Genomic DNA, 14,101 nt, shown 5'->3' with positions numbered 1-14,101 from the left:
CATGCTGTCGAGCGTGACCACGCCACAGGACCTCGACGAGCGGTTCCGCGCGGAGCTCGCCGGGCTCGTCGCCGCCACGGTCATCCGGGACTTCGACGAGCCGGTGCGTGACGACACCGCGCTGACCGGCGTGCAGGCCAGGGCGCTGTATGACGCCCAGTGCACCAGCCGGCACCTGGACCTCGCCGCCCGCTGGCTGCGCAGCTTCGACGCCGGCTACTACACGATCGGCTCGTCCGGCCACGAGGGGAACGCGGCCGTCGCCGCGGCGCTGCGCCCGACCGACCCCGCCCTGCTGCACTACCGCTCCGGCGGCTTCTACTGCATGCGCGCGGCGCAGGTCCCCGGCAGCGATCCGATCCGCGACGTGCTCCGTGGGGTCGTCGCCTCCGCCAAGGAGCCCATCGCCGGCGGCCGGCACAAGGTCTTCGGCCACCCCGACCTGCACGTCGTGCCGACGACCTCGACGATCGCCTCACACCTGCCGCGCGCCGTCGGCGTCGCCTACGCGCTCGGCCGTGGCCGCCGCCGCAACCCGGCCGCCGGCCCGGCCAACGGCCACGGCTGGCCCGGCGACGCCCTCGTCGTGTGCTCCTTCGGCGACGCGTCGGTCAACCACGCCGCCGCCACCGCCGCGTTCAACACCGCCGGCTGGTGCGACCACGTCGGCCTGCGCCTGCCGCTGCTGTTCGTCTGCGAGGACAACTCCCTCGGCATCAGCGTCCGCTCCCCCGACGGCTGGGTCGCCGCCGCCCTGAGCAGCCGCCCCGGCGTGCGCTACTACGCCGCCGACGGCTGCGACAGCGCCGCCGCCTACGACCGGGCCGCCGAGGCCGCCGCGTGGGTGCGCCGCTTCCGCCGCCCCGCGGTCCTGCACCTCACCACCGTGCGGCTGATGGGTCACGCGGGCGCCGACGCCGAGATGGCGTACCGCTCCCCCGTCGAGATCGCCGGCGACCTGGCCCGCGACCCCCTGGTCCGCACCGCCCGGCTCCTCGTCGAGGCCGGCGTCGCCACCCCGGCCGAGCTGATGGGGCGCTACGACGAGCTCGGCTGGGACGTGCGGCGGGTCGCGGAGGAGGTCCTCGGCGAGCCGAAGCTGGGCAGCGCCTCCGAGGTGACCGCACCCCTCGCGCCGCGGCGTCCGGTCCGGGTGTCCCGGGCCGTCGCCGACGCCGCCGCGGACCTGATCGACGAGGCCGTGGACCCCGACGCGGGCAGCGACATCGACGACGACCTGGAGTTCGCCGAGGCGTACGAGGGGCGGCCCACCGCCTCCCGGACCGTGTCGTCGCACCGGGCGCCCTCCACCGCCGACGACGACATCCCGGCCATCGCGCCGGAGGGCCCCGCCACCGGCCAGCACGCCCTGGTCACCGACTCGGGCCAGCACGCCCTGGTCACCGACCCGGGCCAGACGGCTGGCCAGAGCTCGGGCGCCGGCGCCGGTTCGGCCTCCGGCGCGGACTCGGGTGCGGACTCCGGTGCGGACTCGGGTTCGGTCTCCGGCGCGGACTCCGGCGCGGACTCGGGTGCGGACTCCGGCGCGGACGACTGGCCGGAGCCGGCGACCGGGACCGGGTCGTTCGTCGCCGGGCCGCCGGACGAGGCCGCCGCTTCGGCAGCTTCGATCCTCGCGGACCTGGCGGGGCTCACCTACCCGCAGGACGGGCCGGTGGAGCCCGCGGACGGCGAGCCGCTCGCCGACCGGGACGCGCCCGAGCCCGCCGACGACAACCGGCCCAACGGCAACGGCCACCCGCCGACCCGCGCGGCGGCGTTCAACGGGCGGCTCCCCGAGCGCGCCGGCCCGCTCACGCTCGCGCAGACCATCAACGCCGCCCTGACCGACGCCATGCTCGCCTACCCGCAGATGGTGGTCTTCGGCGAGGACGTGGCGGCCAAGGGCGGCGTCTACGGGGTGACCAAGGGCCTGCGGGACCGCTTCGGCGCCACCCGCGTCTTCGACACGCTCCTGGACGAGACCTCGATCCTCGGCCTGGGGCTCGGCGCCGGCCTGGCCGGGATGCTGCCCGTGCCGGAGATCCAGTACCTGGCCTACCTGCACAACGCCGAGGACCAGCTGCGCGGCGAGGCCGCCACGATGCAGTTCTTCTCGCAGGGCGCGTACCACAACCCGATGGTCGTGCGGGTGGCCGGCCTGGCGTACCAGCTGGGCTTCGGCGGGCACTTCCACAACGACAACGCCCTCGCCGTGCTGCGCGACATCCCCGGCCTCGTCGTCGCCGCGCCCGCCCGCGCCGAGGACGCCGCGCCCATGCTGCGCACCTGCCTCGCGAGCGCGATCGTCGACGGCAGCGTCTGCGTGTTCCTGGAGCCCATCGCGCTCTACCACACCCGCGACCTGCACGGCGACAGCGACAACTGGTGGTTGTCGGACTACGCGCCGCCCAGCGAGTGGTCGGCCATCCACGTGCCCATCGGCCGGGCGCGGGCGTATCACAGCGGCCCCAACGACGACCTCACCATCATCACGTTCGGCAACGGCGTGCGAATGTCGCTGCGCGCCGCGGCCCGCCTCTCCGAGGAGGGCGTGACCTGCCGGGTCGTCGACCTGCGCTGGCTGTCGCCCCTCCCCGTCGGTGACATCATCAAGCACGCCTCCGACACCGGCCGCGTCCTCGTCGTCGACGAGACCCGCCGCTCCGGCGGCGTCGGCGAGGGGATCATCGCCGCCCTGGTGGACGCCGGCTACGTCGGCGTGGCCCGCAGAGTGGCCGCCGTCGACTCGTTCGTGCCCCTCGGCCCGGCCGCCAACCACGTCCTCGTCTCCGAGGAACAGATCGTCCAGGGAGCGAAATCGCTGTTGGCCCGGTAGTTTGGACCGATAGTTTTTCGATCGCATCGGTGCGCCACTTGCGTTGACGGCCCGTACTGTGTGGACTACGCGCTAACAGTGGTGTTGCGACAGGAGGCAGTGGACAGTGAACGCGACCGCGGGTCAGGCCGAGGTGAAGAGCCTGGCGGACCGGTTCGGCGTCGAACCGGGCATGGTCGTTATGGAGATGGGGTACGACGACGACGTCGACCAGGATCTCCGCGACGTCCTGATCGACCGGTGCGGGGACCTGGTTGACGAGGAGACCGACGAGGTCGTCGACGTTGTGCTGCTGTGGTGGCGCGACGACGACGGGGACCTGGTCGAGACGCTCATCGACGCGCTGGGCCCGCTCGCGGACAACGGCGTGGTGTGGCTGCTCACCCCGAAGGCCGGCCGTCCCGGGCACGTCGAGCCGAGCGATATCAACGAGTCGGCTCCCACCGCCGGGTTGCAGCAGACCTCGACGGTCAACGCCGGCAAGGACTGGACCGCGGCGCGCCTGGTCGCGCCGCGCGCCGCGAGGTCCCGCCGCTAGCCGCGAGCCGGTCGGTGTGCTCGCCGGCGCCCTCCCCCGCGAGGGGGAAGTCGAAGGCGAGCCAGACCAGCCCGACCCCGCCGCCCCGGCGAGGTGCTCGGGCCGATGCCTCCTGCGCACGCCCGGACCGCCGGCACCGTCGCGTGGCCGGCCAGGCGCACCGGTGCCCACCCTCAGCGACGGTAGGGACATCGGGCGCCGATCCCGATGCTGCCGAGTCAACGCGGCGGGCCGGTGGTCAAGGGGCTGATGGCCAGAACTGTCGTTCGATCACGCCGCCCAGCTCGAACCGATGCCGGCCGGGCACCGTCCTGCGGGCGCCGGCCGGGCATCGTCACGGGTTGTCGTGGCGGATGCCCGGGCCGGGCGGGGTGGGGTGGGCGTCAGGGGGCCGACTTGGTCGAGGTCGGCTTCGGTGTCGCGGTCGTCGACGGCGGGTTGGACCAGCCCGACTTCGACGGGCTGGGCGAGGTGGTCTGGTTGCCGCCGCCGCCGGAGTTGGACTGGGGCTGCCAGACCCGCACCTCCGAGAAGGTGACGTCCGCGGGGTCCGCGGCCGTGAAGGCGCCCAGGTTGACCTTGCCCTTCTTGATCAGATCGTGGTTCTTCGTGCCGAGCTTGGTGCCGTTGACCCAGACCGAGATCTCGGTGCCGATGGCGACCAGGGTCACGTACGGGTCGCCCTCGATCTTGACGGGCCACGAGGCCAGCTCGTTGTCCTGGCTGGGGGCGTTGTCGCCCAGGGCGTACAGCCGGATCACGCCGTCGCAGACGCCGACCGTGTAGCCGCGGTCACCGGTGCGGGCCCAGATGCCGGCGCAGCCGGTCTCCCGGTGCACCTTGGCCTCGATGCCGACGTCGGCCAGTGACACGTTGAGCGGGTCCTTCAGCGAGCAGCCGGTCAGGCCCTGCCGGGCGGACGTGACGTGCAGTTCGCTGTCGTCAGCGTCGCACCTGCCGCCCTCCTCGTCCTGCGAATACCACAGGTCGTGCAGGCCGCGCTGCGGGAACTGCTTCCAGTTGTTGGGCAGCCACGACGGGCGGTCCTCGCGGGGTCTCGCGGGGATGTTCAGCACCTGGCTGGTCGTGGACGAGGACGGGGCGGAGGTGGTGCTGGTCGAGGTCGAGGGCTGCTGATCGGCGGTGTTGTCGGACTTGTTGTTGCCGACCTCCGTGTAGACCACGTAGCCGGCGAGCCCCAGCGCCAGGATCAGGATGCCGACCAGGAGCGGGACCGCCACATTGCGCCGGCGGGGCGGTGGCGGCAGCGGCTCCTCCCGCGGGATCGGCGGTGCGTAGTCCATGCGGGTCGCCGAGGGCGACACGTAGCCCTGTTGCACCGGCGGTTGCGCGAACCGGGGCGGCTGCGGTGGCTGGACCGGGGCGTGGCCCTGCTGGTACGCCTGCTGGTAGCCCGCCTGCTGCACCGGCGGGGTCGTCGGACGGATCCGCTGGGTGGCCTCGGCGTCGCCGAATCCGGGGCTGACCGGCGCACCCGCCGGATAGCCCTGGAACCCGCCGGGACCGCCGCTCACCGGCGGCGGCGCGCTGACCGGCACGTTGCTCGCCGGCGGCGCACTCATCGGTGGCCCACTCATCGGCGGTCCACTCATGGGCGGTCCACTCATGGGCGGTCCACTCATGGGCGGTGAACTCATCGGCGGCGCGCTCATCGGAGGGCTGCTCACGGGGGGCGCGCTCATCGGCATGGCACTGACCGGCGTCACGCCGCCGGGTGGCGTGGCCACGGCGCCCTGCGGGAATCCAGCGGCCTGCGCCGCCTGAGCCCCGCCGTAGACCGCACCGGCCGCACCCGCGGCGGCCGCCGCACCCGCGGCCCCGGCCGCCTGGCCCTGACCGCCCTGCGGCTTCGCCAGACCGTCCTGCTGTGCCGCGGGCGCCGCACCAGGCGCCCCACCAGGCGCCCCACCAGGTGCGCCGGCGGCCGCGCCGGGCTGGGGCCCGACGTTCACCCACGCTCGGAGGCTGCCCTCAGCGACCACCATCTCCGGCTGCTCGATGATCGTCGGCGCGACCCCGAGCTCCTTCTGCAGCAGCGTCGCGACGAGCGGGATCCGGCTCGAACCGCCGACCAGGAACAGCCCGGCGAGCTTGCTGTTGTCCAGCCCGGCCCAGCGGACCACGGCCGCCGTGGTGCGGACCGTCTGCTCCAGCATCGGCCGGGCGAGGTCCTCGAACGCCTCGCGGGTGATGGCGACATCGGCGGCCGCGATCGGCACGTGCAGCCCCGTCGTCGGGGTCCGCGACAGCATCTCCTTCGCCACCCGGGCGTCGTCCCACAGCAGCCGGCGGTGCCGGCGGTCCTCGGTGGTCTGCGGGCTCTCCAGCCGCGTCCACACCGCGGCGTCTTCCAGCTGCCGTTTCGCGTGGTCGACGATCAGCGCGTCGAGGTCGATGCCGCCCAGGTCGTCGATGCCGTCGACCGCGCGCACGTCGAAACCGTCACCCGCGCGGGTCACCACGCTGGCGTCGAAGGTGCCGCCGCCGAAGTCGTACACGAGCAGGCCCTGCTCCGCGGTGAGGGGCTTCTGCAGCACACCGGCGAAATAGTGCGCGGCGGCCACCGGCTCGGGCATGAGCGCCGGCTGCGGCATCCCGGCGATCGTCGCGCCCTCCACGAGCGCCAGGCGCCGCGACACGCCCCACGCCGCCGGGTGCGTCAGCGTCACCGCGCCGACCTGCCCACCGGCGACCCGGCGGGCCTCCGAGGCCACGTGCGACAGCACCGCCCCGATCAGCGCCGGGACCGTGAACTCGCGGTCGCCGAGCAGCACCGTGCCGTCGTCGATGCGCCGCTTCGGGCTCGCCTCGAACCGCGCCGGGTCGACCCGCGCCGCGTGCACCGCGTCGCGGCCGACGAGGACCTGCCCGTCGGGCTGCGCGTAGACGCAGGACGGCAGCAACGGCGAACCGTCGAACAGCAAGGGGCGGACCCGCCCATCCGGCCACGCGAGCAGCGCAACGGTATGGGAGGTCCCGAAGTCGATGCCCAGACGCGGACCGGCAGCCATGCGGGCGAGTGTAGGCCCCCGGTACGACACCTGGCATGCTCGTGTCCATGTCGGTCGACGTCGGCGGTGAGGCGCCGGACTTCGTGCTCAGGGACCAGAACAACCAGGAGGTCCGCCTGTCGGATTTCCGCGGCCGCAAGGCCGTGCTCCTGGTCTTCTACCCGCTCGCCTTCACCGGCACCTGCCAGGGCGAACTGTCCACGGCCGGCGATTTCCAGTCCGACACCGTGCAGGTCCTCACCGTCAGCGTCGACTCGCCCTACAGCCACAAGGTCTGGGCCGACCGCGAAGGCTATGACTTCCCCCTCCTGTCGGACTTCTGGCCGCACGGTGCGGTGGCTCAGGCGTACGGGGTCTTCAACGACCGGCGCGGCTTCGCCGACCGCGGCACGTTCCTCATCGACACCACCGGCATCGTCAGGTTCGCCGAGCACCACGGCCCAGGCACCGCCCGCGACCAGGACGCCTGGCGGACAGCGATCGCATCGTTGCAGAGCTGATACACATCTGGTACCGACTGGGGCGGATGAGGCGCGGCAGGTAGCATCCTGGATACCCGGGTTCGCGTCACCGTGACAGCAGTTCGGGGCGCGTAGCTCAGTGGAAGAGCACCCGCCTTACAAGCGGGGGGTCGTTGGTTCGAACCCAACCGTGCCCACGTGACCAGGAACGGCCCCCGCACAGACGGGGGCCGTTCGTCATGACACAGCCGGAATTCGCCGCACAGCCGGAAACCGCCACACAGCCGGAGCCGCCGTCAGTAGCGGAACGAATGAACGATGGTGCGCAGGCTGCCGGAGAGCTCGGCCAGGCTCCCCGCGGCACGGTTGGCCTCGGCGATGCCGGTGGTGGTCAGCTGCACGGAGGTGGCCACGTCGCCGATCGTGGCGGCCACCTGGTTGCCGGTGGCGGCGGCCTGCTCGACGCTGCGGCTCATCTCCTCCGTGGTGGCGGACTGCTCCTCGACGGCTGAGGCGATCGTCGTCTGGTACTCGTTGATCTGGGCGATGATCCCCGTGATCTCCTCGATGGCGGCGACGGCGCCGGTGGTGTCGGACTGGATGGCGGCGACCCGGCGGCTGATGTCGTCGGTGGCCCGGGCGGTCTCCTGGGCGAGGTCCTTGACCTCGGAGGCGACGACGGCGAAGCCCTTGCCCGCGGCGCCGGCGCGGGCCGCCTCGATGGTGGCGTTGAGGGCGAGGAGGTTCGTCTGCTCGGCGATCGAGGTGATCACCTTGATGACGTTGCCGATCTCGGCGGAGGAGTCGCCGAGCTTGCCCATGACGGTGTTGGTGGTGCCGGCGACCTCGACGGCGCGGCCGGCGACGGTCACGGCCTGGGTGGCGCTCTGGGCGATCTCGCGGATCGAGGCGCCCATCTCGGTGGCGCCGGCGGCGACGGTGGAGATGGCGCCGGACATCTCGGTGGCCAGGCCCGCGACGGCGCTGGCCTGACGGGCGCCGGTCGCGGCGCCGTCGGAGCTCTGCGCGCTGGTGGTGGCGAGCTCCTCGGAGGCGCTGGCGAGGACCGTCGAGTGCTCGGCCAGGGTCGCCACCGTCCGGCGGAGGTTGCCGGTGGCGGTCCGCAGGGCGTCGGCCATCTGGCCCACCTCGTCGCGCTGGTCGACGGCCGGGTCCTGGGTGAGGTCGCCGTCGGCGACGGCGCGCAGGACGTGCGAGACGCGGCCGAGCGGTTGCACGATCGAGCGGGCGATGTACAGCGCGAGCGCGACGGCGAGGGCGAGGGCGACGATCAGCAGGACGACGACGGTGAAGCGGACCGAGGACACCGTGTCGCCGAACTCCTTGCCGGCGACCAGGGCCGCGTCGGCGCGGGCGATCTCCTTGTCGAGGAGGCCCTCGTACACCTTGCGCAGGTCGCGGTTCGGGCCGAAGGCGGCGGTCACGGCGGCCGGCCGGTCGGTGCCGAACAGGGTGAACTCCGCCCGCAGCGCGGTGAACCAGGCGTCGGTGGCGGCCTGGATCTCCTGGACGGCAGCACCGGACCGGGCCAGCGCGAGGGCCGAGGCCAGCGCGGTGTTGACGGTCTCCTGGCGGCCGAGCGCCTCGTCGCGGAAGGTGGTGTCGCCGCCGAGGAGGTAGCCGCGTTCGTCGTTGGCCGCCGCCTTCGCGGTGAGGGCTGCCTTGTTCAGCGCGGTGATGTACGGCACCGAGTGGCCGACCTCGTCGTTGCGGGTGTTGCTCAGCCCCGCGATGCCGGCGAGGGCGAAGATCCCGGTCGCGGCGGTGCCGGCGATCGCGACGGCCGCGACGATGAGGATCTTGGTATAGACGCGGCGGGAACCCAGCCAGCGGCGCATGGGACGTCCTTTCGGATGTTCTGTCCCGCTGAACGGCCGATGGTGGCGGCATCTGAGGAAAAGCAGGCGAAGATGTCGCCGTGGACAGTTGGGTGCCGTTCCGCCGGTCGGACACCGCGAAGGTGGTCGACCTGGTGCGCGCCGTCGCGGACGCCCGCGACCCGGGTGAGCACGGCGAGGGCGTCGAGGTGATCGTGGAGGCCCCGCCGGAGCGCCGGCGGTGGTGGCGGGCACTGTTCCAGCGGGACGGCACGCGACCGCAGGCGCGGATCGTGGTGACCCGCGACGGCGGTGCGGTGCGCCACCCGTTCGACATCCAGCTGGTCACCGCGCACGGCGCCGATGCGGCGCACCGGCTTGGCAGGCGTACCGGATGGGCCGTGAGCAACTCGAACGGCCTGGCGTTTCTCATCCACAAGGGACCGGACCCCGACTTCGGCGAGCTGGTGACCGGCGCCGTCGAGGCCCTCGCGAAGCTGCGCCGCCAGCCCCGCGACGGGGGCTGGCGGGCCAGGGTGGACCGGGGCGTCACAAGGCGTTGATGGTCTCCAGCTCGTCCGCGGACAGCGAGAAGCCGAGCACCGACAGGTTCTCGGTCATCCGCTCCCGGCGGGTCGACTTCGGGATGATGACGATGTCGTGGTGCAGCTGCCAGCGCAGCACCACCTGCGGCACCGTCACTCCGTGCGCCGCCGCGATCGCGACCAGCCGCGGGTCCTCCAGGGGCGTGTTCTTCAGCGAGCTGTACCCCTCCACGACGACCCCCCGGTCCCGCATGTCGGCGAGGAAGTGCTCGTCGTGCTGGGCCGGGCTCCACGCGACCTGGTTGACGACGGGGACCTCGCCGGTCTCCTTGATCAGCTGGTCGATGAGCGCCGCGTCGTAGTTGCTGACCCCGATCGAGCGGGTCAGGCCGGCGTCGCGGACCTCCTGGAACGCCGCCCAGGTCGGCACCGACTTCGCCCGCGACGGCGGCCAGTGGATGAGCCACAGGTCGACGTGGTCGACGCCGAGCGCCTTGAGGCTGGCCTCGATCGTCTGCCGCTCCAGGCCGGCCTGCGACGGCGGGAGTTTCGTGGTGATGAAGATGTCCGAACGGTCCACGCCGCTGTCGCGCAGCGCCCTGCCGATCTGCTCCTCGTTGCCGTACATGGTGGCGGTGTCGATGTGCCGGTAACCGACGTCGAGCGCGGTGCGGGTCGACTCGTACGCCGACGAGCCGGTGATCTGCCAGGTGCCGAAGCCGATGGTCGGCAGCTGCACCCCCGGGGCGAGCTCGACGGTCGGGATCTCGTGTGCCATGGCCCAATACTGCCCCAGCCGGTAGCGTGCGATCATGTCGGACTTTCCAGCGGGGTTCCAGTTCGGCGTCTCGACCGCCGCGTATCAGATCGAGGGTGCCGCGGACGAGGACGGCCGCGGCCTGTCCATCTGGGACACGTTCAGCCGCACCCCCGGCACGACCAGGGGCGGCGCCACCGGCGACGTCGCCTGCGACCACTACCACCGGTGGGAGTCCGACCTCGACCTGATCCAGGAGCTCGGCGCCACCGCGTACCGGTTCTCGATCTCCTGGTCCCGGGTCCAGCCGACCGGCGAGGGCCCCGCCAACGCCGCCGGCCTGGCGTTCTACGACCGGCTCGTCGACGGCCTGCTCGCCCGCGGCATCGACCCGCTCGTGACCCTGTTCCACTGGGACCTGCCGCAGGCCCTGCAGGACCTCGGCGGCTGGGGCAACCGCGACACCGCGATGCGCTTCGGTGAATACGCCGAGCTCGTCGGCGAGGCCCTCGGCGACCGGGTGAAGCTGTGGGTGACGCTCAACGAGCCCTACATCCACCTGGTGCTCGGTCACGTCCTCGGCGTCCACGCCCCCGGCCAGCAGCTCGGCCTGGACCTGCTCCCGATCATCCACCACCAGCTCCTCGGCCACGGCCTGGCCGTGTCGGCGCTGCGCCGGGTGTCCGCCGCGCCGATCACCCTCGCCAACAACTACTCGCCGGTGTGGCCGAAGAGCGACGCCGAGGACGACCAGACCTCCGCCATGTTCTACGACCTGGTGCAGAACCGGCTCTTCACCGACCCGGTCCTGCTCGGCGAGTACCCACCGATCGTCGAGGCGCTCACCACCGCCGACATCGACTCGATCGTCCTGGACGGCGACCTGCGGGTCATCTCCCAGCCGATCGACGCCCTCGGGGTCAACTATTACAACCCGAGCCTCGTCGGCGCCCCGCTGCCCGGCGAGGACCTGCCGTTCCACCGCGCCGAGACCATCCCGGGCTACCCGACGACCGACTTCGGCTGGCCGGTCGTGCCGTCGGCGTTGCGGGACCTGCTGGTGACGTTGCGCGACACGTACGGCGAGAAGCTCCCGCCGATCTGGATCACCGAGAGCGGCTGTTCCCACGCACCGGTCGACGACCAGTTCCGCATCGACTACCACGCCGACCACCTCACCGCCGTCCGCGAGGCGATCGCTGCCGGGGTCGACGTCCGCGGCTACTGTGCCTGGTCGTTGCTGGACAACTTCGAGTGGGCCGAGGGGTACGACCAGCGCTTCGGCCTCGTCCACGTCGACTTCACCACCCAGGAGCGGACCAGGCGGCGGTCCTTCGACTGGTTCAGGGAGGTTTGCACCTCAGCTGCACCCCGCCCGGACTTGCAGGGCGGACCGACCGGATGACATCGTCGATGCGGGGCAATCCGTAGCGTTGCGCAGGTCAGTAGTGCGCAGCGTTGGGAGTCGTCGTCGTGACCGAGCAATACGCCGGAGCCCTGCTCTACCTGGTCCCGGTCATCGTGGCGGCCGTCGTCGCGTTCGTGGTCACCAGGCCGGAGAAGGACGAACCGGCCCCGGTGGCCGCCGCGCCCGTCGACGCGATCCCGGCCACCCGGCGCATCCCGGCGCAGCGCAGCTACAGCCCGCCGGCTTCGTCGTACACCGGCCACAACCGTCGCACCTCGACCTCGCCGCAGCAGTCCCCGACGCTGCTGCACGCCGCGTTGTCGTCGCACCTCGCCGCGGTCTCCCGCACCGCGACGTCCGCCACGGCACCACTGTCCTCGAAGCAGCCGGTCCTCCGCCCGACCCGGCTCGTGTCGATCCGCCGGCCGGCCCGCATCCCCCGGCGGCCGCTGCACCAGTGCCCGCACAAGCTCGGCTCATAGGTGCTGCGTACCGGTGGGTACGCGCCGTCCCCGCGGTGCGGCGGTCAGTCCCCGGTGGCGCCGAAGAACAGGATCTGCGCCGGCCCGTCGGCACCGTGGATGATCAGGTGCCGCCCGACGCCGCGCTCGGCGAGGAGCTGCTGCGTCGGCTCCTCGAGGTCGGACCCCAGGTCGTCCGCGGTCGGGCGGGGAGTGCCGAACACCGCCGTGCACTCGGCCTCCGTCACCTCGAACGTCTTGCCGAACGTCCTGCCGCCCCAGGGGTCGCCGGTGCCGACCTCGAAGATGTCCAGGACCGAGTGGGTCATGCTCTCGCGGACGTTGTGGTCGGCCCAGAGCTCTTCCTCGGTCGCCGGCTTCGGCCGGTCCTCGCCGTAGGTCCAGTAGTAGTCGCCGGAGGCGAACACCTCGGCCCGCAGGCGCTTGAGGGCAGCCTCGACGCCTCCGTCATACGGGACCAGGTAGTCCCATCCCGACGCACCCATGTGGACCTCCGCCCATCGACCGTCGCGGAGATCCTGCCACGGCCCCGCGGCCGGGGCCGGCCGGCACGGTCAGCTCCACGGCCAGTCGTCGGGATCCTCGTCGAGGACGGCCGCGCTCTGCCGGCACAGCGCCTCGCCGAACCGCGCGTCCCAGCCCGCGTCGGAGCCCAGGACGCGGTCGGCCACCCGGGCCAGGGCCGGGTATGAGTAGCCCTCGAAACGCCACTGCCGCACCATCCCGGCCACGTCCTCGGTCACCTCGACGCCCCACGACTCGACCGTGCGCACGGGCGCGAAGACCGGCCGCAGCGCGTCGGCGACGGCCCGGGCGGCCTCCCGCGTGAACGCCCGCGGCGACTCGGTGGCCTGCACCAGCGCGCCGCCGTGGGCGAGACCGACAACCCGGTGGAAGGCTCCGGAGGCCCGCAGCGCGTCGGTGCCGCCGAGCCGCGCGACCAGCTCCCGCGGCACGACGGTGACCCAGTCGTAGCCGCGCAGCGCGGCCCGGGCGGGCTCCCGTGACCTGTCTGGGTCGCGGTTGAGCCCGGCGACGAGCCCGGGACGCAACGGGTGGAGCCGGGCCGGCCCGCCGGCGAAGAGCACCTGGCCGTAGGCGAAATCCGCGGCGTCGGCGACGACGCGGACCAGTTCGACCGCGGCCGTCAGCACGGTGTGCTCCCGCTCCTGCGGGAACGTCGAGTGGGCCCGCAGCTTCAGCTGCCGGGGACCGTCGACGCGGGAGGCCCACGTGCCCACCTCATACGGGATGTAGGGCTCGTCGCGCTCGAAGTGCCAGTTGCCCTGCAGCTGGTACAGCTGCTCGGTGAGTCCCTTGTCCCAACGCCTGAAGCGGGTCCCCTCCACCCGGTCCTCCGCGACGTTCACCCACTGCGTGCCCGACACCCGCTCCCGCGGCCGGGCCCAGCCCTCGGGCAGGCTCGCCGTGAGCAGCGCGCCGGCCGCCGTGTCGTGCCACAGGTGCAGGACGTCGCGGACGGCCTCGATCGACTCGATCTCGTCGAAATACAGCATGGTGGAGACGCCCTGCGGCGCCTCGGCCTCGCCCCTCACCCATGCGGGGACGCGAGCCTCGTCCGGAGCCAAGCCGCACCTCCTTCAGCCGGATCGTCCCACGGGCGGGATGGTCCGGCCGTAATCTTCCGCAGCCTCGCGAGGACCGCCATGCGTCGTCGGAGCACTCGCGCATCTCGGCGCGGCAAGCTCCGCCCATCGGACCTCCCGTGCCGAGAAGTACAGGTGAGACTCTTCGGCCATCTGATCCGGCGTCCGGAAATCGGATCGGGCCACATTGTCGAGATCAAGGTGAAGCCGGCCAGTGGCGTCGCGGACGACATGGAGATCGTCGAGAAGGACCCAGGAGAAGGTGTTGACGTCGATGATCCGGAAGTCCCGGACATCGCTGAGCTCCAGTCGCAAGGTGACCCACTCGGGCTCCGGCTGCTTCCTCATCAGCTCGATGACGACGGAAGCGGTGGACGTCGCGCCCTTCCCGTATGTCTGTCGGCGGTTGACTTCACGGACACACGCGTCCCCGAACTCGTACCGGTCCGTAAGGTCACCGACGCTCTCGGGGGTCAAGCTGCGCCAACACGGTTGGCCCGCCGGCAACGACGGCCGCTCGCGTGAGTGCTCGGAGGTCACCGCCGGAACGTAGCAGTGTGCCGGGCTTCGCCTTCGGTGCCGTGTTGAGAATGA

The 14,101-nt window shown here is 72.4% G+C and carries 12 protein-coding genes and 1 tRNA gene; 7 read left to right on the top strand and 6 right to left on the bottom strand.

From position 1 onward, the window contains the following. Positions 1-13 precede the first annotated feature (13 nt). Positions 14-2,839 carry a transketolase C-terminal domain-containing protein gene (locus Dsi01nite_RS59180; RefSeq protein WP_308442076.1) on the top strand — a complete coding sequence of 942 codons (2,826 nt, stop codon included), beginning with the start codon at positions 14-16 and terminating at the stop codon, positions 2,837-2,839. A 106-nt stretch (positions 2,840-2,945) separates the two neighbouring features. Next, positions 2,946-3,377 (top strand): DUF3052 domain-containing protein, encoded by a 432-nt coding sequence (locus tag Dsi01nite_RS20625; RefSeq protein WP_033362448.1) that lies wholly within the window; start codon positions 2,946-2,948, stop codon positions 3,375-3,377. A 383-nt stretch (positions 3,378-3,760) separates the two neighbouring features. Here the strand turns inward: Dsi01nite_RS20625 and Dsi01nite_RS20620 are convergent, their stop codons facing one another. Then, a complete protein-coding gene (locus Dsi01nite_RS20620; RefSeq protein WP_203847836.1) occupies positions 3,761-6,409 on the bottom strand; it encodes an Hsp70 family protein in 2,649 nt (882 codons plus the stop codon). A 47-nt stretch (positions 6,410-6,456) separates the two neighbouring features. Between Dsi01nite_RS20620 and Dsi01nite_RS20615 the strand changes: the two genes are divergently transcribed. Beyond that, positions 6,457-6,909, top strand: coding sequence for a peroxiredoxin (locus Dsi01nite_RS20615; protein ID WP_203847871.1), 453 nt, complete (start codon positions 6,457-6,459; stop codon positions 6,907-6,909). Positions 6,910-6,995: 86 nt separating this feature from the next. Then, a tRNA-Val gene (locus Dsi01nite_RS20610) sits at positions 6,996-7,067 on the top strand. 99 nt (positions 7,068-7,166) lie between these two features. Here the strand turns inward: Dsi01nite_RS20610 and Dsi01nite_RS20605 are convergent. Then, positions 7,167-8,729, bottom strand: coding sequence for a methyl-accepting chemotaxis protein (locus Dsi01nite_RS20605; protein WP_203847835.1), 1,563 nt, complete (start codon positions 8,727-8,729; stop codon positions 7,167-7,169). An 80-nt stretch (positions 8,730-8,809) separates the two neighbouring features. Here Dsi01nite_RS20605 and Dsi01nite_RS20600 point away from each other — a divergent pair, with 80 nt between their 5' ends. After that, a complete protein-coding gene (locus Dsi01nite_RS20600) occupies positions 8,810-9,271 on the top strand; it encodes a hypothetical protein (RefSeq protein ID WP_203847834.1) in 462 nt (153 codons plus the stop codon). On the opposite strand, the gene Dsi01nite_RS20595 is transcribed toward Dsi01nite_RS20600, so the two are convergent. Then, positions 9,258-10,031, bottom strand: a complete 774-nt coding sequence (locus Dsi01nite_RS20595) for an aldo/keto reductase (RefSeq protein WP_203847833.1) — start codon at positions 10,029-10,031, stop codon at positions 9,258-9,260. The two genes, Dsi01nite_RS20600 and Dsi01nite_RS20595, sit on opposite strands and share 14 nt — an antisense overlap. Before the next feature lie 34 nt (positions 10,032-10,065). Here Dsi01nite_RS20595 and Dsi01nite_RS20590 point away from each other — a divergent pair, with 34 nt between their 5' ends. After that, positions 10,066-11,415 (top strand): GH1 family beta-glucosidase, encoded by a 1,350-nt coding sequence (locus Dsi01nite_RS20590; protein WP_203847832.1) that lies wholly within the window; start codon positions 10,066-10,068, stop codon positions 11,413-11,415. A 68-nt stretch (positions 11,416-11,483) separates the two neighbouring features. Beyond that, positions 11,484-11,900, top strand: a complete 417-nt coding sequence (locus tag Dsi01nite_RS20585; protein WP_203847831.1) for a hypothetical protein — start codon at positions 11,484-11,486, stop codon at positions 11,898-11,900. Between the two features lie 44 nt (positions 11,901-11,944). Here the strand turns inward: Dsi01nite_RS20585 and Dsi01nite_RS20580 are convergent, their stop codons facing one another. The 3 genes from Dsi01nite_RS20580 to Dsi01nite_RS20570 form a co-directional block, all read right to left on the bottom strand. Then, positions 11,945-12,385: a hypothetical protein gene (locus Dsi01nite_RS20580; RefSeq protein WP_203847830.1), complete on the bottom strand. Its 441-nt coding sequence runs from the start codon at positions 12,383-12,385 to the stop codon at positions 11,945-11,947. A 69-nt stretch (positions 12,386-12,454) separates the two neighbouring features. After that, positions 12,455-13,489: a type VI immunity family protein gene (locus tag Dsi01nite_RS20575; protein WP_203847829.1), complete on the bottom strand. Its 1,035-nt coding sequence runs from the start codon at positions 13,487-13,489 to the stop codon at positions 12,455-12,457. 12 nt (positions 13,490-13,501) lie between these two features. Further along, entirely contained in the window at positions 13,502-14,047 is a 546-nt protein-coding gene (locus Dsi01nite_RS20570) for a hypothetical protein (RefSeq protein ID WP_203847828.1), read from the bottom strand. Positions 14,048-14,101 lie beyond the last annotated feature (54 nt).

Source organism: Dactylosporangium siamense (genome assembly GCF_016862795.1).
In the GTDB taxonomy this organism is placed as follows: domain Bacteria; phylum Actinomycetota; class Actinomycetes; order Mycobacteriales; family Micromonosporaceae; genus Dactylosporangium; species Dactylosporangium siamense.
This window is presented reverse-complemented; position numbering and strand designations above follow the sequence as displayed.